This window comes from Rossellomorea aquimaris, assembly GCF_020172085.1.
GTDB lineage: Bacteria > Bacillota > Bacilli > Bacillales > Bacillaceae_B > Rossellomorea > Rossellomorea aquimaris_E.
This window is the reverse complement of the sequence record NZ_JAIVAT010000003.1, coordinates 155,894-178,274: the sequence shown is the minus strand read 5'-3', so window position 1 is coordinate 178,274 and position 22,381 is coordinate 155,894. Positions and strand designations below refer to the sequence as shown.

At 41.5% G+C, this 22,381-nt stretch carries 22 protein-coding genes; 9 read left to right on the top strand and 13 right to left on the bottom strand.

Features of this window, described 5'->3' with window-relative positions:
• Positions 1–100 precede the first annotated feature (100 nt).
• Positions 101–463 carry a DUF805 domain-containing protein gene (locus tag LCL96_RS01530; RefSeq protein WP_224939735.1) on the top strand — a complete coding sequence of 121 codons (363 nt, stop codon included), beginning with the start codon at positions 101–103 and terminating at the stop codon, positions 461–463.
• Positions 464–1,970: 1,507 nt separating this feature from the next.
• Here LCL96_RS01530 and LCL96_RS01525 read toward each other — a convergent pair.
• Positions 1,971–2,456 (bottom strand): GyrI-like domain-containing protein, encoded by a 486-nt coding sequence (locus LCL96_RS01525; RefSeq protein ID WP_224939734.1) that lies wholly within the window; start codon positions 2,454–2,456, stop codon positions 1,971–1,973.
• A 401-nt stretch (positions 2,457–2,857) separates the two neighbouring features.
• Positions 2,858–3,193 (bottom strand): darcynin family protein, encoded by a 336-nt coding sequence (locus tag LCL96_RS01520; RefSeq protein ID WP_224939733.1) that lies wholly within the window; start codon positions 3,191–3,193, stop codon positions 2,858–2,860.
• Positions 3,194–3,587: 394 nt separating this feature from the next.
• Between LCL96_RS01520 and LCL96_RS01515 the strand changes: the two genes are divergently transcribed.
• From LCL96_RS01515 to LCL96_RS01505, 3 genes are all read left to right on the top strand, one after another.
• Positions 3,588–4,079, top strand: coding sequence for a DinB family protein (locus tag LCL96_RS01515; protein WP_224939732.1), 492 nt, complete (start codon positions 3,588–3,590; stop codon positions 4,077–4,079).
• 150 nt (positions 4,080–4,229) lie between these two features.
• Positions 4,230–5,201, top strand: a complete 972-nt coding sequence (gene sph / locus LCL96_RS01510) for a sphingomyelin phosphodiesterase (RefSeq protein ID WP_224939731.1) — start codon at positions 4,230–4,232, stop codon at positions 5,199–5,201.
• Positions 5,202–5,539: 338 nt separating this feature from the next.
• Positions 5,540–6,082 (top strand): hypothetical protein, encoded by a 543-nt coding sequence (locus LCL96_RS01505; RefSeq protein ID WP_224939730.1) that lies wholly within the window; start codon positions 5,540–5,542, stop codon positions 6,080–6,082.
• Positions 6,083–6,371: 289 nt separating this feature from the next.
• Here LCL96_RS01505 and LCL96_RS23570 read toward each other — a convergent pair whose 3' ends face one another.
• The 3 genes from LCL96_RS23570 to LCL96_RS01490 form a co-directional block, all read right to left on the bottom strand.
• Positions 6,372–7,451: a GGDEF domain-containing protein gene (locus LCL96_RS23570; RefSeq protein ID WP_224939729.1), complete on the bottom strand. Its 1,080-nt coding sequence runs from the start codon at positions 7,449–7,451 to the stop codon at positions 6,372–6,374.
• 357 nt (positions 7,452–7,808) lie between these two features.
• Positions 7,809–8,018, bottom strand: coding sequence for a hypothetical protein (locus LCL96_RS01495; protein ID WP_224939728.1), 210 nt, complete (start codon positions 8,016–8,018; stop codon positions 7,809–7,811).
• Between the two features lie 411 nt (positions 8,019–8,429).
• Entirely contained in the window at positions 8,430–9,026 is a 597-nt protein-coding gene (locus LCL96_RS01490; protein WP_224939727.1) for a class I SAM-dependent methyltransferase, read from the bottom strand.
• A gap of 88 nt (positions 9,027–9,114) precedes the next feature.
• Here LCL96_RS01490 and LCL96_RS01485 point away from each other — a divergent pair, with 88 nt between their 5' ends.
• Entirely contained in the window at positions 9,115–9,468 is a 354-nt protein-coding gene (locus LCL96_RS01485) for a hypothetical protein (protein ID WP_224939726.1), read from the top strand.
• A 98-nt stretch (positions 9,469–9,566) separates the two neighbouring features.
• Here LCL96_RS01485 and LCL96_RS01480 read toward each other — a convergent pair whose 3' ends face one another.
• From LCL96_RS01480 to LCL96_RS01460, 5 genes are all read right to left on the bottom strand, one after another.
• Positions 9,567–11,144 (bottom strand): SagB family peptide dehydrogenase, encoded by a 1,578-nt coding sequence (locus LCL96_RS01480; RefSeq protein WP_224939725.1) that lies wholly within the window; start codon positions 11,142–11,144, stop codon positions 9,567–9,569.
• 20 nt (positions 11,145–11,164) lie between these two features.
• Positions 11,165–13,108, bottom strand: a complete 1,944-nt coding sequence (locus LCL96_RS01475) for a TOMM precursor leader peptide-binding protein (protein WP_224939724.1) — start codon at positions 13,106–13,108, stop codon at positions 11,165–11,167.
• Positions 13,105–15,015, bottom strand: coding sequence for a putative thiazole-containing bacteriocin maturation protein (locus tag LCL96_RS01470; RefSeq protein WP_224939723.1), 1,911 nt, complete (start codon positions 15,013–15,015; stop codon positions 13,105–13,107). The genes LCL96_RS01475 and LCL96_RS01470 overlap by 4 nt, the downstream gene beginning before the upstream one ends.
• A 147-nt stretch (positions 15,016–15,162) precedes the next feature.
• Entirely contained in the window at positions 15,163–15,432 is a 270-nt protein-coding gene (locus LCL96_RS01465) for a heterocycloanthracin/sonorensin family bacteriocin (RefSeq protein ID WP_224939722.1), read from the bottom strand.
• Positions 15,433–15,679: 247 nt separating this feature from the next.
• Entirely contained in the window at positions 15,680–16,627 is a 948-nt protein-coding gene (locus LCL96_RS01460; RefSeq protein WP_224939721.1) for a DHH family phosphoesterase, read from the bottom strand.
• A 93-nt stretch (positions 16,628–16,720) separates the two neighbouring features.
• Here LCL96_RS01460 and LCL96_RS01455 point away from each other — a divergent pair, with 93 nt between their 5' ends.
• Complete coding sequence (locus tag LCL96_RS01455) at positions 16,721–17,026, top strand: YtpI family protein (protein WP_224939720.1); 306 nt, start codon at positions 16,721–16,723, stop codon at positions 17,024–17,026.
• A gap of 273 nt (positions 17,027–17,299) precedes the next feature.
• Here LCL96_RS01455 and LCL96_RS01450 read toward each other — a convergent pair whose 3' ends face one another.
• Positions 17,300–18,619 carry a DRTGG domain-containing protein gene (locus tag LCL96_RS01450; protein WP_224939719.1) on the bottom strand — a complete coding sequence of 440 codons (1,320 nt, stop codon included), beginning with the start codon at positions 18,617–18,619 and terminating at the stop codon, positions 17,300–17,302.
• 321 nt (positions 18,620–18,940) lie between these two features.
• Entirely contained in the window at positions 18,941–19,183 is a 243-nt protein-coding gene (locus LCL96_RS01445) for a hypothetical protein (protein WP_224939718.1), read from the bottom strand.
• 628 nt (positions 19,184–19,811) lie between these two features.
• Here LCL96_RS01445 and LCL96_RS01440 point away from each other — a divergent pair.
• The 3 genes from LCL96_RS01440 to LCL96_RS01430 all read left to right on the top strand — a co-directional run bounded on the left by LCL96_RS01440 (position 19,812) and on the right by LCL96_RS01430 (position 21,495).
• A complete protein-coding gene (locus LCL96_RS01440) occupies positions 19,812–20,387 on the top strand; it encodes a phosphoglycerate mutase family protein (RefSeq protein ID WP_224939717.1) in 576 nt (191 codons plus the stop codon).
• Positions 20,388–20,550: 163 nt separating this feature from the next.
• Positions 20,551–20,949 (top strand): hypothetical protein, encoded by a 399-nt coding sequence (locus LCL96_RS01435; RefSeq protein ID WP_224939716.1) that lies wholly within the window; start codon positions 20,551–20,553, stop codon positions 20,947–20,949.
• A gap of 117 nt (positions 20,950–21,066) precedes the next feature.
• Positions 21,067–21,495 carry a hypothetical protein gene (locus LCL96_RS01430; RefSeq protein WP_224939715.1) on the top strand — a complete coding sequence of 143 codons (429 nt, stop codon included), beginning with the start codon at positions 21,067–21,069 and terminating at the stop codon, positions 21,493–21,495.
• A gap of 175 nt (positions 21,496–21,670) precedes the next feature.
• Here LCL96_RS01430 and LCL96_RS01425 read toward each other — a convergent pair whose 3' ends face one another.
• Entirely contained in the window at positions 21,671–22,351 is a 681-nt protein-coding gene (locus tag LCL96_RS01425; protein WP_219166602.1) for a metal-dependent hydrolase, read from the bottom strand.
• Positions 22,352–22,381: the final 30 nt, after the last annotated feature.

Below are 22,381 nucleotides of genomic sequence, written 5' to 3'. Positions count from 1 at the left end.
AAGACTAAACCCATATCCCCTTAGCCCACGACATTACCTTATAGACATTCCTTTGGTGTTATGGAATAATTTTATAGGTCTTATTAAGGGGGTGAATTGAATGAAATGGTTTTTGAAAGTGTTAAAGAATTATATTGGATTTAGTGGACGCGCAAGACGGAAGGAATATTGGATGTTTATTCTGATTGCTTCCCTTATTACATTGGCATTGGGCATTATAGAAATGGTACTCGGTATAGAAGAGGAACTGTTACTATCATTGTTTTCTTTCGCAATCGCTCTTCCGACACTTGCTGTCACGGCGCGCCGATTGCATGACACCGGTCGAAGTGGATGGTGGCAGTTGCTTATGTTTGTCCCATTAGTTGGTGGCATCGTTCTAATCATCTTTACATGTCTCGATAGTAATCCTGAACGAAATAAATACGGTGAAAATCCTAAACGAAACGAAGTGGCATATTGATTATAACCGTTATGACTAGACAAGTTACCCTTGTTAGAAGTATAGTTTAGAGAGTTTTAGGAAAATAATCACTAGACTTCCTTCTGAAAGCCCCCCGCATCAATGTGTGACGGGGGTTCTTTTAATGTCTACTTTATCGGCTAACATTCCTTCATCATTCCTATTTTCGATGCCCTATACCACTTAAAATGCCTATTATCCAAAGGTAAACCATAGTATGAAAAAAACATCTGAAATAGGAATAATCCTTACCACCCCTGAAAAAAGGACTGGTTTCTATTCTCAATTTCATTAATTATCATAAGGTAATTCAAAAGATCTAGGTGTTGAAAAAATAAAAGTTTTTAAAGTATGGGGCATTATCTCTTTCTTCATGATAGGAATGGCTGCCTATGGAAGTTCTTCCTCCTCTTCGGAGGGACAGAAAACTATTAAAATGGACTCACCAAGCAAGAATTTGTTGAAAAAGCATTAACTAAAGAGATACACAGTATGGAATTCAAATAAAAGTAGAAACCTCCATCCACAACGTGGGACCATAAGTCCAATCAAACAATGGAGATGGCCTCGAAAGTGATAACATGTTCACCCACCCGATAATGGATAGTGTTTTCCATTTCAGAATGCATTTCAGTTATAAACTTTGAGGGGTATCAACTGCTAGAAGCATTTTTCAAATAAAAAATTGACAGATTTATAGGTTACATGTAAATCAGTAACATTGAACTAAAAAAGCCCCCCATCTACCTTGATGGGGGTTAACATAGTGCATTTGGGGAAATTGCAACTATCGACTATAGTGTAAATATAATTGGGAAATAATGCTATGTATATTTTGTGTCAGTTATAAAAGGATAATCTCTCATCAGTTTGTTTGTATCTGGTTCCTCTGCAATGAGTATTGCCGTTAAGTGCTGCTGAATCATTGTAGAAATTCTTAAAATATAACCATCGTACTAAACAAAGATAACGCTGTCGCTATAAGATTTACTCTAGCTCCGGATATTCTTATATCGTCAAACTAACTTTCAAGGTGATTTTGTTATTCAAAAAAATCTAAGTAAATTATTTACGAAAGAAAATAAAACCTCTGCCATCAAAATAGAAAATAGTTCTTATGCTGAAAAAATGAAAAAACTCGAAATCGAAGAAGAGCCTCTTCAAGTTAGGTATTCGAATAACATGAATAGTTGCTTTCATTTACCTAATAAGGAGTATTCCTCTTTTGTACTATGAGCATACCACAACCAATCATTCTTTGTGAGTGGACGAAGCTTGCAAGCCCCTTTCTTTAATTTTGAAGGGAGATCTTTGTTGAATATACCACTTGCTTGAAACTTATATTTTATCCGATTGACCTCCTACAACTGATAAAGCCCTCTCCATCCCCAGAGAGGGCTTTATCAGTTGTAGGAACGAAGGGGGATAAAAAATTCAAAATGGTTCATGAATACATTAAACGTAACCTTGTTTACTTAACTAATACTTAATACGAAGTGGATTGCGTTTATTTAACTGATATATAAATATCAACCTGACTATTGTTTGGGTCTTTCGCTCTTTCATCATATAATTCAAAATCAGTTTGATATGCTCTCTCATATTCCTCAGACCATCTCCATATTTCTTGCCACGTCTCTACGATTACATCAGGAATAGGCCCTCTTTTAGTTGTAAAGACAATGTACTTACCCTCAGGAATTTCTATCATTTCTAATCCATTAAGTGTTTCATTATTATCAACTTCTGTTCCTAATGCGAATGTATATACACCATTCTCATCTGTTTCATAATCTGTATAGACCGCTAAAATTTTTGAGTCTTTTTTGTTAGGGATGGTATCTAGAACTTTATTTTGGTAAAAATCGTCCCACAGTTGTGGAATACCACCTTCTCCATTCATTTCATCTTTATTTGTTGTTCTTATAGAGTTACCTAAAAAAATGAAACCATCTCTTTCTAAAACTTTACCTTTGTTAGTTTTATCAGACATAGAATTTCTCCTCCATAATAATAAATTTAATTAAAAGGGGGTCCAGATAGCAGCTTTCTTGAACACCGCAGATTTATACTTAGGAAATTAATCGATTTCCTAAGATGGTATTAGAACCCACACCCTCTCATTATTTTCTCTTATATTATAGAACGTACGTTCTTTTTTATCAAATATTAACAGAGATTTTTAATGTATATTTTTGTTCATGTGGTTAATAGAGTTAACTATCAAAAAAGGTTCTAGCTTTTTACGGCTAGAACCTTTTTTGTGGCAAAATGAGCGATAAGCATTATGGATTTTTCGCAAATTGGTTATCACATCAGGGCATTGAGGAAAATCAGAGGACTTTTGCATAGGTTTCACAAACCAACTATTCCTAAATCATTTCTGGAAACTTCTTATTGATTAGTAAACGACTCTTCCTCGAACTTTTTATAGGCCTCTTCACTTCCCATAATAACGTCTTTAATCTTCAAATGCCCTTCTGTATATACCGAATGGTCTCTTAATTCTTCCCACATATAATGATACTTTTGGACATTATTCGTTTCACATATCAGAAAATCTGTGTACTCTTTTCCAGGAAATGCTTCTGCGTCGAAGAATCTAACGTGTACATCAGGATATTTGAAGATCACTTCTTTCAATTCGTCCGCCAGTTTCCCTCTTTCTTCACGGGTCTTAGCAAGCCATGAAGGATAAAATTCAACTAAAACAATAAAGACATAATTCATTCTTACTCATCTCCACTCCTATTTTTCCCTTTTATTAATAGTTTACTATAAGGAATATATTTCCTCCACTAAATGGCCCTTAATAAATATGAAAATCAAAACTGCCTATTATGGTTGCTCCATATATTATATAAAAATTATCGAAGTGTTATTTCTGGACTGTAATTTGTAATCTAGTTCCAAAGTAGGAGGTAAAAGATTCAAAGCAGGGCTTGATAGTGCCTCACTTAGCGCTGATTTTTGAAATCGATTTATTATTACAGCCCCGCAAGGTAGTTCTAGTGGTAGGATGATCATCTATAACGCCTCTTTTTGTTCTGTTTTTTGATTGAAGGAAAGGGTGTTATAATTCTACTTTAGACTATATTTTAAGTCTTATGAAGGAGGAGTAATCATGTTAGAAGATGCTATATCATCTGCGTTAGTGCAATCGCTTATAGGGGAAAGAGGACACTTACCCATTCATAATGCTTTACCTGATATTGGGTGGGAGTTGGCTGGTAAAGAAATCGAAGGGCAACCTCACACGATCTATCAACTGCTGAGTCATATGAATTATTGGCAGGATTTCTTATTGAAAGTGGCTCAGGGAGAAGTTCCAAAGCTGCCTTCTCATCCAAGTGAAAGTTGGCCAAACGCCACAAATGCTCCTAGTCAAGATGAATGGATGAAGTTGATTCAAACTTTTTTACAAGGAGTAGACCTTGCTGTTCAATTAGCGAAAAACGGAGATCTTGGTGAACCACTGAAGATTAGACCAAATGAAACCAAGATACACATCTTACGTAATATAGCTTCTCATAATACCTATCACTTAGGGCAAATTGTGTTCATACGCAGAATGTTTGGTGCATGGCCCCCACCATCAGGAGGCTATCCTATTTAATCTAAAAAAGAAGACCGTCATGGTAGGTAGTCTTCCTATAGGCTTTATACGGATTTATGTAAAATTGTGTTAAACATCTGTAAATCCAGCCTCTTTTTAAAGCGTTTCCATTATGATTATAGGGAATTCTAAAGGTTGGAGGAGTTAAAAATGAGCAAAAAGATGAACGTACTGGTTTTGGCAGCTTTAATGGTATCATTAATGTTTAGCACGAATGTGGCAGCAGAAGAGACAGACTATCCAAATGATTTTAAGCTTTTGACACATAATGTGTATATGCTTTCACAGAACCTTTATCCAAATTGGGGTCAAGTGCAACGTGCGGAGCTTATTTCAAAGGCAGATTACATAAAAAATCAGGATGTGGTCATACTCAATGAGATCTTTGATAACGAGGCTTCGAACAAGCTGTTAAATGGATTATCAACGCAATATCCGTATCAAACCCCTGTCCTTGGACGGAGTAAAAATAACTGGGATAAAACCCTGGGATCTTATTCAAACCTGACCCCTGAAGATGGCGGAGTGGCCATCATCAGTAAATGGCCAATCGTTGAAAAGGTTCAATATGTTTACAGTGAAGGCTGCGGCGCTGATTGGTTTTCAAATAAAGGATTTGTTTATGTGAAAATCAATAAAAATGGGCACTTCTACCATGTAGTTGGTACTCATATGCAATCCGAAGATGAACGCTGTTCGGTTGGTAAGGATGCATCCGTCAGAAAGTCCCAAATGATAGAAATAAAAGAGTTCATTATAAAGAAAAACATCCCAGCAGATGAAGTGGTTTATATTGCTGGAGATATGAATGTGATAAAGGACACTTCAGAATATTCTTCCATGCTAACAAATCTCAATGTAATGGAGCCGAGTGACTATACCGGTTTCACCTCCACTTGGGACCCTGTTACCAATGGAATCGCAGGTTATAACTATCCAAACCTTCAGCCACAATATTTAGATTATATCTTTGTTGAAAAGAGTCATAAACAACCGAGCTCTTGGTTTGTGAATGCCCTGAATGTCAAATCGCCTGAATGGACAGTGACTTCTTTAGGAAAAACGTATTCGTATACCGATTACTCTGACCATTATCCAGTAAGCGGATCTTCTACACCTTGATTTCAGCTATGAATTAAAATAAGTAGTTTTCATGTGCCCTGAGTCGAACAGAAAATTCGTCTCAGGGCATTTTTATAGTAATTATTTTGTTTTGGATTCTATTGTTTATGCCCTAATAAGCCTAACGCTTTAACCTCCCCTCTTATGAATCGAACAAAAACACTCTTTTCTAAAAAAGAGTGTTTTTCTATGTGGGTGATTGGCACTTCAACTTGATAAAAAGGTGATTTTTTATTTTCGTCTCAACTAATATAATTGTCCAATCCAACAATCTATTAATTCATATAATAGATTAAGAAATTTTTTTTATCATACTATTATGTTAGGAGGGATTCAAAGTGCCAAACGCACCTGAACTTTCACCACCATGGATTATTTATTTTAATCAACTTAAATACTCAATAGGGGCTGATCCACTCGTGACGGTGGGACCATTAATTCCAGTCCAAGACCAATACCTTGCATTGGTTATGGTGGACGATTACGACAAAGCACAGGCTCTGGCTACACTTCTTACCCCATCACAAAATTTTGGAAATGTTACGTTAACAGTCGTAGTTATCTATAATCAAGAAATTGTTTCTCCCATACCTTGTCGATTAGATGCTTTTGAAGTCGCCCACCTTGTAAATGCTGCGTTGGAAGGCAACACCTATTTTCAAGAAGTAGTGGTGCAGCGTCCATTTCCTGGGGGTATGAATGCTGTCTATCCTATATTTGCAGCTGATGTTATTCAATTCTATGCTGATGACGTTTCTAATTTATGTAATACATTCACTGGGGTTGCTTCCCAAGTATTCCAAGAGGTCATGGTCGACACTCTTTGCAGAGTACAAATTTTATATTCAACAAGTTGTAGTGAACAAACTGACGATAAATAACCGCAAGTATCTCATCAATAAGTTTATATAAACTTCCTATCACATGAACAGTCGATTTTGTGACATCCTTGTCCTCATTTGCAAAAGATTTAGTAGACACTTAAACACTTTTTATGAAGAACACTCTTATGTTGAAGAGTGTTTTTTCTTTTGGTATCAACGCTGTTGCGCATTTGTAAATGCCTTGGCTGAACTTCCTGAAGAATCCCATCCAGGACGAGATGTGATCATAGAAGAAAAACGATGGCTTAAACTACTTACCTAGGACATATGTATTATTGTTTTAATCTCAGTTAGATAGTACTTCAAGTCTATTTCTTCCGGATTCCTTTGCTTGATAAAGGGCATCATCCGCTTCTCGAATCACTTCCTTAAAGCTGCTTTGGTTTCTAAACTCCGATAATCCGCCACTAACGGTTACTCCCGTTTCATTTTTTATTGAGTCAGATATATTCTTCCATATTACCTTGACCTGCTCTTCGGTAATATCTTGAAGAATAACAATAAACTCTTCTCCGCCAAATCGTATCACCAGTTCATCTTTGCGCACATGATTTACTATAATTTCTGCCACTTTTTTTAGTAATTCATCTCCAGCTAGATGACCAAATGTGTCATTGTATTTTTTAAAATAGTCGATGTCCATGATGATGACATAGAATGGCTTACCACTTCTCTTTGCAGACAGGAAAATCTTATCCGAGAATAGAGTCATAAATCTTCTGTTTCCTAACTTTGTCAATGGATCGACAAAGGATAGATTCCTATTCTCTAATTTAAGCATGATATTCTGGAGCAACATAGCGTACTGCTTTTTGATCATTCCAAATAACATGATATATAGAATAAGGATGCATATAGCCAATACAATGGTCTCTGAGGATGGCGCTGACAGGCACCTCACTATAATAAAGGAACAGACGATGTTGAGATATAGAAGAATAACCTTTTTAGATAAACTATATAGAATCATCCCGCCACTTAGCAGGCCAATCATTAGTAAAGAACTTGAAAATAGCCCTTTTAATAAATTCTCTCCAAAAGGCATAAATACAACAGCTGAAAATGAAATAAACGGAAGTATACTCGCATAAAAAAATACTCTCTCCCACTTTAATATCTCATCATGTGAGCTTGAATCTGTCATCCCTTCCTTCTTCATCTTTAAGGTGAGAATAATCCTAGGAATATATGAAATAATCATGATTGCTACCCAAGAGATAGCCATATGTAGTGAAACAAATTTATACACAAAAAAACTTTGAAAAATAATGACTGTGATAATGCCAAGGTAACTAGTACTCGTATTCTCATATAAAAATTTGACTCTTTCATAATCCACTTCTTTTTTATCTACGGTCGTTCTCACATATCCTTCCCCCTCATTCGTATAAAGCCAAAGTATGCATCTATTTAACAAACAAATATCAATTAATATTTTATAGGAATATTAAAATAAAACAATGAATGTTATGGATAATATCTAAGTGAAATCAGGGTCGACTTCAGTTTGATCCTGCCTACCCGAACTTCATCTGCCACAGTTCATGAGAATAATGAAAACCCCTCACTCTATTTCACGGTTAGGGGTTTTCATTCTAAATACATTAAGAGTGAAATTCAGGTCCATTACACCCTCCATTTCGTGTTCACTTTCCCTGCTATATTTCATATTACCACTTCAATTGCATTGAGAAGTTCTAGTAGTCTCCTTAAGAGGTTCAACTTACTCTGGATATGTGATAATACGCTCGATTTTATCAATAGCTACATAATAGACTGCCTGCGGATTGTTTAAATCTTTACCAGAAACTACTCCATTTTCAACTTTTTTAACAACAAGATTTTGAATATCTCCACTTCCAAGCAGCAAAGCCACTGTTCTGTTTTTTTGACATTGAAGAATTTTAGCTAGTTCATCACAAGTATGGTGCATAAAAAAACTCCTTTCTAAAAATGTTAATCTATACCTACCAATATATTTTGTGATTAAGGACTTTGCTTGTACATCAACCTATTATTTTAAAAATTGCTCGATTTAACGCATAAACTAAAGCTTTTATTTTCTAATTCTATCGTTTTTAAAAAGTGTTTCTATTAAGAGTGTTTCAAAACCCTCTTTTGTGTACGCACCATTTTTTAAGTAACTAGTAAATACATCTCTGAGAAGGTCATATGGAAAGCACGATCATAAGAAACGAACGTCTGAGTATTTTTCTCACCTCTTAAATTTGGATCAAAAGAGTGGAGGCGGCGTTCATGCATAAGAACCTTGAACTACGGTCTTTTTTGATTTATCAGAGCACAAAAAAACGAGTATGGACATCTCCACACTCGTAATGCTGATTCACTTACTACTACTCGCTATAAACATTGAAGCATCCTGTTTCATAAAGATTTGATGTCCATGATGAAATGTTCTAATTTCAGTGGATCTAAATCCCGCATCGGATAATTGATCTTTCAGCTCTTCATGAACAAAGCCGTTATGAACCTTCGGATGACTGATATTTTCGTTCTTATCAAAGTCGACAATGATCAGCTTGCCTCCGTCATGAAGAATGTTAGACAACTCTTGTAAGATCTGCACGGTATCCGGAATATGAAGAAGAACGAGTGACATGAGTAAGATGTCAGCTTTCATATTCGGAGTTCCCTGAGTAAAATCGGAATAAAGGACATCTGCGTTGTGAATTCCTCTTTGCATGATTTTTGCTTTTGCAACCTCCAACATCTGCTCAGACGAATCGACCAGCAGAACGGATTTGACCATATCTGTCAGTGATAAACTAACAAGTCCTGTACCGCTTCCATAATCGATGAGCGTTTTGGATGTGCTTCCCTGCAGTTCTTTTTTGACTTCGTTTACGACGACTTGAGCCAGCTCCATCCGCTCTTCTGTATCATAACGTTTTGCCATTTCTTCAAAGACGTTTGGTTCCATTGGTCACACTCCTGATTTGGTTTCGTTGTGGAACATTATATCAAAGTATTCTGTTACACTACATATAGAGAATTGAGGTGATGCCTAGATGGAAAATATAACACCGGAAGAAAAGCAGCAGTCGATTGAAGCGTTTCAGTCGGTCATCCGTAAATCGGAAAATGCCCTTGCTTCTATGAAATCAGGAACTTCGCAGACAAAGTTGCTTGAGAAGAGGCTGAAAGCAGCAAGGATAGGTGAAGGTTTGCTTACTGCACGTTGGGAAGGAAAAGAGCTCGATGTGAGCCATATGGAGTTGGAAGAAGCGAAGCAAGTATTGGAAGGTTTATTGCTGCTGCTCCCTGGATTCCTTGAGAAAACAAAGCCTGGAAGCGGACAGCGAACCTACATCGAGAGAAGGATCAAGGCATTTCAATTTGCCGTTTCTTATCTCAACGAATAATAGAGCCGGCAACCGCCGGCTCTTCTTCGTATGATTGAAGATTCCTGTACACTTCTCATATATCTTTCATGAAGAGCGACAGGCAGATTGACACCTTTTCAACTCATCAGACTCCCCCTCATCCACGCCTTCTCACGAAAAGGTCCAATCGGGATCTGGATTAAGGTGGTTAGACTCTCAGAATCCAGTTTATAAATTCCATCTGTCAGTTTTGTATCAATTCCAAGAAGGGGATGCCCTCCGAATCCTACAGCCGAAGACGCCAATAACAGAGGTTGTACGAGCATTCCCGCTTCCATTTGCATCATTCTGTAGCCTCTGTACCCATATATTTCCTGAAAGTGACTTTTGTTTCCGATGATGTGGAGGCATAGCGGCACCTGAAGCAGATTGACGTTATCCAGTGACAGACCAGATTGCAGCTGGAGACGATAATCCCCGGTGCCGATTTGCCGCAAGGAATGGCGGGCACTGTCATAGACATAGGCGCCGTTCGGGATGCCTTCAACATTATACAAACAGACGTAAATAGAAACACGGGACTTTTCCCCGTTAAAAATGTCGTCTACGTCACTTCTATGGGAAAATGAATGGGTTGCACGTTTCAATAGGGCTGACAGCTGTTGCTGACTGACCTTCCCCATAACAAAATCCATTTCCGGTGAATGGCGATTTTTGCAGGCATCCACGAAATCATACGGAAGGGACTCCATTTCCGGCAGAAGGATTTCATTTTCTCCGCTTTTCAGAACCGATGACTTCCCAAATGTGCGAAAAACACCGGTTGTATGCATGTGAGAAGCTTCATTCACTCTTAAAAGCATTGGAAATTCCCTAAGCTTTTCAGACCTTTCGTAGTGTTCTACAGAAAGTGCAGGCATCTCCCGGCATAATTCATCAGTAGTGAATTCACGTTCCCTCACTTTGCCTGTTCCTGACCAGTTCGTTGCAGCGACCGAAAGCGGAATCACAGCATAGACGCTTTCCTCTTCCTCGGTCAATCCGAGTAACAGGTTGATTGCTGAATCGAGAAATTGACCATACACCCCTGACTGAAATCCGAACTCTTTGGCCGTTTCCAAGAGATGCCCCATCAGGACGCCCGTATCCAGCCCCTGCAGCCGATAGGAGAAGTTGTTGTACTTAAAGAAGTTCTTCCAGAATCTCACCGACACAAAGACCGTGGCAAAACACGTCGAGATGTCGCAGCGATTACCGAGTGCCCGCTCCACATATGAATCGACGTTTCCTTCCCTGAGTAAGACGAGGCGATGATGGGCAGCATCATAATGATAGATTCCATCTGGCAAATCATCGAGCTTTAAATAGAGATAGAGTTCATTCGGATACAGCGCACCTCCGGATGGAACGAACCGCCGATAGGAGTGGATGGGGAGCGAATCAAATTCCTCGGAATCCTCAGGATACATTGACTGGCTTACACCGGTGATTCCGTAGGCGTACCAGAGAAAATGACCGATTCTTTCTACATCGGGTTGTAAGAGCGGCTGTCCGCTCTGGATTGACAGAGGTACTTCTGTAGACAATGGGATCGCCGGCAATCCCCGGTACAGCTTATAGGGAAGGGGCGCATCCTCCCAGTCCACTTCCCAGTTAGGCTGGTTAGCGCGATTGATATCAAATTGCAGATGGTGCAGAAATTCGTTCAGGCTCATCTTCCTCACCTCCCTCGTCCTTAAGGAAACGGATGCGGTTTCTGATTCAGTTCATCAAATGTCAACGGCCGGTCTTTATATCCCAGTTCCTCCGGGACGTTGAGGACCCTGTCAAGGCCGGTCAGACGGGTAAGATGATGCCCGAATGTCATGGGAAGCATGCCGGGGATCAGGACTTTTACGCAGTGCAGTTCGTTCTTTTCAAGTTCCGGTGCGGATTGGTCCACTACAATCACATCAAGGTTCCGGCTTCGGAATCTTTCAAGAATTTCCTTCAGGTCATCCGTCAGATCGGTGTGTTCCGTTCTCCAAATGAGCTCCTGGAAACTTCGTAAAGAGCGGTTGTCGTCCTGCAAAAAAGCGAAACGTTCTTCCGCCTGGGGGAGTCCATACAGCATGCCATGATCATCCATCTGCCTTACAAGGGAATCATCGTACAGCATCTTTTCAAAGTTCACCCTGTTCTTCTCCAATTTCTCATCGAGATTCAGCATCATCCCGGCAAGCTCCTGGATCGCGCTTTTTGCCGCTCTTACGGGATCCAGATGGGCACCTGCCGCGAGGATCAGATTCAATCCATTCTCCTTCCTGTTTTTAGCCATGGCAAAGACGCTTGGGATTCCGTGCTCCATGGTGGAGTTATACAAATAAAGATCGTACCCTGCCACAGTCCGCATCCGTTCAATCATTAACTGCAGCTCTTCGTCTTCTGACGTAAGGGGATCGAGACGAGGCAGACCCAGTTCTGCATACCAGGTCATAAGGAATGAGTCGCGTTCAACGACCTCCATGATGCCGTAGAAGATTGCTTCCTCTCTGCTTCCGCCAAGGGCACAGCCGTTGGACGTTTCATAAACAAAGCCCGATGATCCGCAGCCTAGACTGTAATAAGCTAGAAGCTCCGGTACGAGAATCGGCCGTTCTTCGATTAGAGAATACCCCCACACCCAGTCCATCTCCCTGTCAGGGTCAAACTTTTCAAAAGGGAAACCAGGCATGGCGTACTGTTCATCGGTGTGCACGCCTACTTTTAGGGGATCGAGTGCATGTTCCTCCAGGTTCCGGTAACTGTCACGGATGACGGTCCGTTTGCCCCGGGGCTCCAATCCGCAGTGGCGCTCCAATCCTTCAAGGATGGCGGTCAGCTCGCTGTCTGAGTAGACTTGTGTCCTTCCTGCCGTCCCCTCATCCCCGGAGAACATCGGCATATTAACGCTCGCATCGGCGAAAGGCGTCACCAGATCATACATCTTACTGTTGAAGAGTCCGGTCCGGTTATCCAGATAGTCGTTGATCAGCACCTTTTTCAGCTCATCCAGTGGTGTACAGCGGAAACTGTCTGCATGGATTTTCGGGCTGGGGTTCAATGACACATGTGCTAATTCCGACGAATCGTTAGGAATCCCGCTGCAAACACTGCACAGTGAGTCGGGAACGAATGAGTGCCAGGAGCTGTTCAACGTTTTCAAGTCGGTGAAGCAAACGCGTCCTTCTGAATAGGCACGATCTTCCTCAAGAATCCTGACAGCTTCTGATATGAGGATGTTCGTCATGTGCCATAACCCTGAATTCGAAGCCCACGGGTCTGTCGTCATCCCTCCTACTTCAGAGAGCTTCCGCTGTACCTCCCGCATCTCATGCCGTTCCTTCCCTCCAAGGAGTCGTCTCATATCGGCACATTGTGAGCATCCTGGTGTAGTGGATCGAACAAGTGGTCCGATGATTCCCTCTCCAAACGATACAAAGCCCCTAAGCCAAGGAATCGACGTCCCCCTCATCACCTCTTCTGCTTTCTGATGGACAGCCGGATTCCATGTATCATCCAGTGTAAGTACCAAATCGGTATTGGAGGGGATGCTCTCATCAATACTCTTTTGCCTGAAAACGGGATACCTGACTGACAATTGAGCACCAACTCGGTTCGCAAGCATCCCTTCTCCCACAATCACTACGAAAGAACTCATTGCCCTTCCTCCTCTCGCAGCAGCACACCGAACACACCTGCGAGCTCCTGTTTAAAAACGGGCTCCATATCCAGTTCATACACGACAACCTGCTTGTGATTTCGTTTTAAGGTGCGGATGGCTTCCCTCAAATCTTCAGGCTGTATTTTGTCTTCTATGGATGGGATGGTGATTCCCTCTGCAGCCCTTTCCTCCACTTCCACAGCAACAGGGTTTGAGTCAAATACATCTCTATTATTCTGGGCATGAAAGAGAGCCTGCTGTAGAGAGTTTCGCAGCGCCATGGTGAGGGTGTATCCGGTATTACCATACCAGCCGTTCTTTCCACGAACGTAGACGACAGGAAATCCCGTCACGCACTCTCCTACTCCGATTTCAGGCACTCCTCTCATTGTGGTTAAGGCGTTTAGATAAAACCGGCAAGTTTCATCTTCAATGGTATCTATAAGAAGACGGGAAACGGTACTACTTTGAACATACTCTCTTCTCCGCAACACCTCCGTCAGACACTGCTGGAGTCCGCGAGATACGCATTCTGTAAACGTCGCCCCAGTGCAGGTAGCCATCCATTCACCCTTCTGCTCGGGAACCATCAGACTTCCCAATCTTGAAGCGTATGCCTCTATTCCCCTTAACCCTGCTTCGCGACGAGCGTCTGCATGGGTCAAGCCATTGCAGACCATTTCATCCAGCAGATCTGCGGGACCTTCTGAAAGTCCATCGACGGGTTGGACTCTGCATTGAGCCAACGGGAGCTGCTTCGCATCCCCCTCCTCCCATATATGAAAAACCCCAGTCTCTTTAGACGTCAGGAGACTGAAGAAATACAGCATCTTTTCAGAATCAATTCTTTCTGACAGCTCTTGAAGCCGTGTCTCCAGATTTTGTACAGCTTTTGTTGCTAACCGCCCTGATTCCAACGGGTGTGGTAAAAAGGAGTGCCAGCTTCCTTCGAGGGTTTCAGCGTCCAGCAGAAAGAGCCGATTTCTCTGATCTGGTTTTGCCACCCCTGTGATCTCTTTGAACAATTCGAAGACAATCATGTTTGAAAGCATCGCTCCAGGGATTTCCGATTTAGCAGGATGGTGACCTTCTCTACCCAATGCCTCATTGTGGATTCGCCTCCATGCAGACTCCCACCCAGCTTCCGAATCAGGATGGATGATGGGTCCGGCGATGCCTTTCCCTTTGCTGCAAATCGCGGGAAGAAAAAGCTTCTTGTCCGTCCTGCATATGACGTGAAGGAGGTCCAGTTCTTCATGGTTTTCTTTTTGCGTGACATATAATATGGAATCGAATGGCTTCAGCGTTTCCCGCCACCCGCCATCACTGAATCGAACTTCCATTAGCTCTATTTCAGGATCTGTCTTACGGGCATGATCGACATGCTCCATGAGCCGGCGTCTGTTCGTCGGCTCCTCATCGGTTATGAGCACCTGCAGTTTTTTCAATCCTGATTCAATGATAGAAGAAACCAATGAAGACAGAACCGGACCAGATCCCACCGCCAGGACATTGGCTCCACGGTAGGTTTCAAATCTAGCAGCTCCCGAGTCTGCCAAACTATCGACAAATTCGATTTGGGAGGCGAATTTCTTCATAACGTGTTCCGGGAGCTGATGTGGCCGGTCATTGCTTATGTCACGGACAAATCCATTCTTAAACAGGACCTCGGCTATGTCCATCACCCTGTTACGATAAGGTTCAGGCAGTCCGTTCGTTAAATAAGCAAGGGAATACTCCCCATTGAACATTGGCAAGAGCTTCTCCACCCATTGATCAATCCCGCTTCCCTCCATACGGAAAGAGCATAGGTTATTCCTGAAATACACACCTCTGTCTGGTTCAGGGAGATAAAACGTATCCCGCTTTACTTTTAAACGCATCGAAGGGTTTAACTTCTCCATTGTGATCCTCCTAACCCCCGCTAATCTCACTAGAATTTGGCTGTCATTACCATCGTATGAGTTTCAATTTGTCCCTTATGTATAAAATCAAGACCCCTGTATCGATTCATACAGGGGTCCATTCGAAAGCGATATTCTAAAAGCTGATTAACGTCCGCAACGCCCACATCCACCGCAGCCGCCACACCTTCCACATCCGCCGCATCTTCCGCAGCCTCCGCAACGGAAGCATCCACCACAGCCACCACAGCCAAAGCAGCTAAAGAAGCAAGCGAAACCAAACCCGAAACAGCCTCCAAATCCAAGGAATAGCCGTTCGTCATTCGGATCGTACATGTTCTGATCCCAGGACACGGGCTGTGTTGCCTGGAAATCACCTATATTTAGACCTTGAAGTTCATTATGAAAATTATTCATATCCTTATAACCTCCCAAACAAAGTACCCTATGGCTCTATGGACAAATCAAAGGTTGTTATTTTACATTTCAAAGAAGTGGATCATCCACAACACTTTATGTCATTTTACTGGGTGTTGTTACTGATGCATAAGCCTATTTCTCGGGGAAATGGTAAAAAGAGAAAACAAAAATACTCCAGTCATTGGACTGGAGCTGATTCGTAAATTGAATGATTTAACCAAAAGAGCCGGCATCCGCCGGCTCTTTATAGGTCTCGATGATTTCTGCACACTTCTCTTAAATCCTTCATCACCGCTTCTTTCTCTTCCCATGAATATATCGATGCGCCTGCCGCCAGTGGATGCCCTCCACCGTTGTACTTTTTGGCAATCGTGTTGATAACAGGCCCTTTCGAACGCAGGCGAACCCGAATCTGGTCATGTTCTTCAATAAAGAAGACCCATGCCTTCATGCCTTTGACGTTCCCTAACGTACTGACAAGAAGGGACGCTTCTGATGGTACGACAGCATGCTCCTCAAGAATATCCTTCGTCATGACCATCATGCCGCAGCCATCCTGATCCATCTCGAAATTCTGCAGCACATAGCCGTTTAGCTTCGTGACGTTGGAATCGACTTCGTACATTTTATTGAATAACTCATTCCGGTCAAAATCATATCGGATCAGTTCTCCCGCGATGTCAAACGTCTTCTGGGTCGTACTTGGATACAGGAATCTTCCCGTATCGCCGACAATTCCGGCAAATAATAGTCTTGCTCCTGAGTCAGGCAGGGTCAACCCTTTATTTTTCCCAAACTGGTAAAATTCGTAGATCATTTCACTGACGGAGCTTGCGGTTGTATCAATCCACAGGTGATCCCCGTAAGCATCTTCGTTTGGATGGTGATCAATTTTCACAAGCTTGTCCCCAAGTTTGTAGCGGCGGTCACAGATTCGTTCTTCGTTGGCCGTATCACAGACGATGATGAGGGCACCTTCAAAAACAGAGTCTTCGATATCGTCGAGACGATTTAAGTAATGAAGGGTTTCCTCTTCTTTCCCGACAGCATAGATGTTCTTTTCAGGAAATGAAGCTTTCAGGATTTCCACAAGTCCTCCTTGGGAGCCGTATGCGTCCGGATCAGGGCGGACATGTCTATGTACAATGATCGTTTCATATTGTTTGATGAGGTTCAGGATTTGTTCTTTCATGGGAATCTCCTTTGTAGTGGAATTTATATTTGGCATTCTGCCCCGTTATCTGTAAAATAGTAGCGAGAGATGTCAACGATGGAGGACAAAACTATGTATTTTCTCGCATTACTAATTGTCGTTACGTTTACGTTCTATGTCTTTTATAAAATAAGACAAGTGAGAACACGACGACCGATGGAAAAGAAATGGTTATCGGCTAAAGCAAGCATTGCCCTTGGGCTGTTCGTTGCCCTGTTTGGGATCAATCAGCTTTATTTATTCCCTGGTACCCTGACGTATGTCATCGGCGGGCTTTTCATCCTGCTTGGACTTGGAAGCTGCTGGGCTGGATATAAAATGTACAAGCATGTACTTCCTTATGCTCAGAGAGAAGCAAAGGAACTGGATAACCAATAATGAAGCAAGAACGGAGGACTGGATGAATATCCGGTCTTTTTTTGTTCGGTTTGATTCATTTTTAGTCGTGGATCAGATGGTTTTGTACCATAAAGCCTGAAAAATCGTCTGGTGATGGTAAACCTACCATGGAAAACGTGGGAGCTGGACCCTCCGACTCGTTTATGAGCCGGTATTCGTTGTTTATGAGCCGGTTTCATCATTTATGAGCCACTTTCCCCGGTTTATGAGCCGTTTGTCGAGATTTAGCGAATACGCAAGCTCAATCCCAGCCTAATGCCTGTCGATCAACTGACAAATCATCAGCGATTTCCCCATTAGCACGCCTTCACTATATACCTCTACATCCACCTTACCAAACTTTCTTCCGACGTCGAGCACTTTCGGATGGATTTCGAGTGTGCTTTCCATCTGGACGGGTTTGATGAAGTAGATGGTCATGTTTTCGATGACGAGGTCGCCTTTTTTGTACGGCTTGAGTGCACGGTTGGCAGCTTCGGTCATGAGTGTGGTGAAGACACCATAGGATAGCGTTCCGATTCCCGTCGTCATCTGCGGAGTGACGGCAAATTGGTAGATTTCCTTGTTGTCTTTCTTTTCGCCTACTACTTCGACTGCATTTGAAATGAGGTCATCGATCGTTTCCCCAACCTGTGGCTGACGTTGGATCATTTGCAGAGCCTTCAATACATCCTGACGGCTGATGATTCCCTGCAGCTTGTTCTGTTCATTGACGACAGGAAGTAACTCGATCCCTTCCCAAATCATGATATGAGCCGCGGATGCGACGCTCGTATTCGGGCTGACGGTGATCGGCTGTTTCGTCATGATCTTATCAATGCCTGCATACTTTTCCTGCCCCATGACGTCCTTCGAGGTCACCATACCATGAACTTTTAAGTTTCGGTCCACGACTGGGAAACGGCTATGGAACGTGTACTGATTCTTTTCGTACCATTCTTCCAACGTGTCATCGAGATGCAAATAAATCGTATCATCGACTTTCGTTAAAATGTCTTCCACTAATACGATCTCTTTCTTGATGAGCTGATCGTAAATGGCACGGTTAATCATGGTGGCGACGGTAAAAGTGTCATAGGAAGTGGAGATGATCGGGAGTTCGAGTTCATCCGCGAGCTTCTTGACGTCTTCGTCTGCATCGAATCCTCCGGTGATCAGGACGGCTGCTCCAGCACGTAACGCATGTTCCTGTGCCTGGGTCCGGTTCCCGATAATCAAGAGGTTTCCTGCTTCCGTGTATCTCATCATGGCTTCAAGCTTCATGGCTCCAATGACAAATTTGTTGAGCATCTTATGCAGGCCGGATCGTCCACCGAGTACTTGTCCATCGATGATGTTGACGACTTCTGCGTAGGTGAGCTTTTCGATATTTTCTTTCTTCTTCTGTTCGATGCGGATCGTTCCGACGCGTTCGATGGTGCTGACGTAGCCTTTCGTTTCGGCATCCTTGATCGCCCGGTATGCCGTTCCTTCGCTGACAGTCAGTGCTTTAGCGATTTGGCGGACGGAGATTTTTTCTCCGACAGGCAAGGTATCTATGTACTCTAGTATTTGTTCGTGTTTTGTAGCCAAGCTTTTCACCCTTCTTTGTAACGTCCTACTTTATATGTTTATTATAATGTGAAAAGCGTGGTGTTTCAATTTAATCAGGGCTTTCTGGAGTGAAAGCCCTGATGGGTGAGTGGATATTTCTACATTTGATGAGCGAGTGCTGGTTGATTTTCGCTGCAGGGGCTCGCTTTCCGCGGGGCGTGAGTTGAGCCTCCTCGGGCTAAAGCCCTGTGGGGTCTCAACTTTCACGCGTTTCCCGCAGGAGTCGAGCCCCTTCCGCTGCAATCAACTTATGGGGTTTGTAAATACTGCCTTCCTGAAGCACCCCTCTCTCCATCAAGATCATCCAAACGACCGTGCTTTAACTTTGCGCACCGGCTTTGATTTGAGCTTCTTGCCTTTACCTGTTCCTTTTGGTGTGTAGAGCAGGGCTGCCAGGTTGCCGGCTATGACGAAGGTGGCTAGGATGAGCCAGCTGATGGCGAAGATTCCTTGTAGCCCTTCTGCGAATATGGACATGCGGGGGGCTCCGTAGTAGATGAGGGCCCCTGTGATGAGTAAACAGAGAATGTATCGTTGTTTCAAGTATGGTTCCTCCTTTCTAGGCTTGTATCATGTATATGCGAGTGGGTCGAGGATGTTGTGTAAAGGTGAGAAAATGGGGGATGCGTTTGCATCTAAGTAGTTAAATTTTGTTGAGGAGCATTATAAATGGGATGTGAATAAGCGGTACCTTTGAGCACATTAGATAAAATGTTTGATTTTTTTGTAGTCTCAAGAATTATTAACATTATGTGGTAAAATGAACTTAAAGTTTATCAGAATCCTGATCTTTAATTAACGGGCAGGTAATCTTAATTATAGGAATCTTAAATAATATGTTTTTGTCTATTTTCAAGTCGATTAATAAAGGAATATTTTTTATTCCCTTGAAACAGGTGAATAATTAGAGGATTATAACTATATTTTCGGGAGGAGGAGAGATTTGCTTTGGAGTCTTTAATTATGTTTTTATTTGTCTTTCTACTATGCGTTTGTATTGGGTCAACATTGAACATTCTTTTGAAAATGACAAATAAACTAGATTGGCTGATAACCCTATTCATAAGTTTATGTACAGCAACTTTAGCTCAATTTTGGAATGTTATGTAGAAAAATGAGTCCTCAATAAACGGACAGGTTAATTGAATAAGAAGCAAAGGAGGAGGTACTTGTGGAGTTAATTTTTATTAGACACGGGCAGGGTGAACACACCTTGAATTTACCCGAAAGCTTACAAATCCAAGACCCCTCCTTAACTAAAGAGGGGGTATATCAAGCCGAATCACTCCAATCTCAAATTCCTTTAAATGAAAGAGATATAGTAATTATTAGTCCTGTCAGAAGAACCTTAGAGACAGCAAGCATTTTAACTAAAGACGTAAGTTGCAGAAAAATCGTAAGTCCTCTAGTATCGCCACGGATGTTTCCTCAAAATCCAGTGTGGAAAACCCTTCCTTGCGATAGAATATTAAGTAAGAAATTAATAAAAGATCAATTTCCAAGCTTTACTATTGAGGAAGGGCTATCAGAAGAGCTTTGGACTTCAGGAATAAATACAATGCCTGAACAAGAATTTATTCTATTAGCAGAGACTTTTCTTAGATGGTGCAAAAGTCAAAGTGTTGAACATATATACATTGTTTCGCACGATGGGACAATCAATTCATATAGGCAAATCATGAGAGGAGAAAAACTGACCAGAAAAGATTTTTTAAAAGATGCTGGATGGATTAAACAAACTTGTTAATCTTCAGCTAAATGGGGCAAGAAATGAGGCAATAACTAAAGATCAGCGAAGTGATCACAGGCTATTGCCCTTCTTCAATTAATGGGCAGTTTAATTGAATATGTATTTGGTTAGAAATACTGGAGAAAATACCTTCAAACATTATCACTTGAGGTGAAAAAATTTGAAGAGGTTAATAATAATTCTGATGATTACCGCTCAATTTTCTTTGTATACAAATGTAAAAGCTAATAAGAACCAAAAGATTGATGGAGCAGGTAAGGAAGAATTACTTGAAGAAACTTTGTATTCCAGATACTATCCATATTTAGATAAAATGTATTCAGATTTTATTATGTGTCCAAGAGTTGTTATTGAAAGAATTAATGGCGATAAAAGAAGACATATCGTTCGTGCAACTGCTTTAAATTATAGTGCCCATCACGGAGATATTCTATATGATCGAGTACATATTACTTTAACCGATACACCTGAAGAAGGTGTTAGAATTTACAAGGTATCTATTGAAGAAAACATCTCTAAAAAAGAGAGCATTTTACAATGTAGGAAGGTTCGTTATTAATCGATTATAGGGGCGTTTGCTAAACAAGCAGCAGCCTCCGCCCTTCGTTAAAGTAAAGGAACAAGTTAACGGAATAAATCACCTTGTTTTATAGGAAGCTAAAATGAGGTGATATTAATGAAGAAGATAATTAGGATAATTATTCTCACAATTATTTATTCTTCAATTAACGGATTGGTATATGCACAGCCAAAAGAGTGCCCAGAAGTGAAGCAACTAAAAGAAGTATCACATAAGGATAAAGAAGAAGTTATTAATTCATTAAGAACGCTAATACCTCAAACATATGAGGTAGGAGACTATCCCGACATCTACAAAGAATGGAGGGTTCTTTCTGCAATTCCTTTTTCAAAAGTGGGCGGGAATGAAGAGGAAGAAAATTACTTAGGTATGGCAAAGAATTTTTGTGGTGAGAAAGTTACCAATAAGTCTTGGTTAGTGCGTTTAGACTTTCCTCAAGCAAAAGGAGCAAGTGCTAGTCAAGGACAGCTATTCGTAGCAAAAGATAAGGAAAAAGGCTGGATCGTTTGGTTTAGGTATCATTAAACTGAAAACTTTGTTCCATTAAAGGGGCTTTAATTGAATAAGAAAAACATCTTTCATAACAAAAAGCTTGGGGGTATCCCAAGCTTTTTGAGTGTATGAAAAAATGGTTAACTTCCGTGCAATGTGGAATGCACTTTAAGTCTTCTCCACATGATTTGAACTACTTAAATCTTCTCTAATATTCAATCACATCCCCAGCCTTCATAACCTGCCCCTCAGAATCCTCAAGCATCTCAACAAATTTATGCGGATCCTGCTTAATCGGCGGGAATGTATCATAATGAATCGGCACAACTTTCTTCGCTTTCAAGAAGCTAGCTGCCGTTGCCGCATCCTCAGGTCCCATCGTGAAATTATCCCCAATCGGAAGGAAGGCAAGGTCAATCGGATGACGCTCCCCGATCAGCTTCATGTCAGAGAATAACCCTGTATCCCCTGCATGGAAGATTGTCTTCCCTTCAATCATCAACAGAACTCCTGCTGGCATACCCATATAGATGATTTCATTGCCGTCAGTGATGAGACCTGATCCGTGGAATGCCTGAGTCAGCTTCACTTTACCGAAGTCAAATTCGTAAGCTCCCCCAACATGCATCGGATGAGTTTTCACTAGTTGCCAGCTTAGGTAGGTAGCCAGTTCGTGATTAGCGATGACAAGTGAATCGTTTTTCTTCGCAAGCTCCACCGTGTCACCTACGTGATCGTTATGACCGTGTGTCAGGATGATCACATCTGGTTTCTCGTCATCCACTTTCAAATCCGTCAGTTCATTTCCATTGATGAATGGATCAATCAGAATCGTTTTACCGTTTGTTTCAATTTTCACTACTGAATGTCCGTGATATGAAATCTTCATAATTTCTCTCCTCCAAATGAACGTATCTAT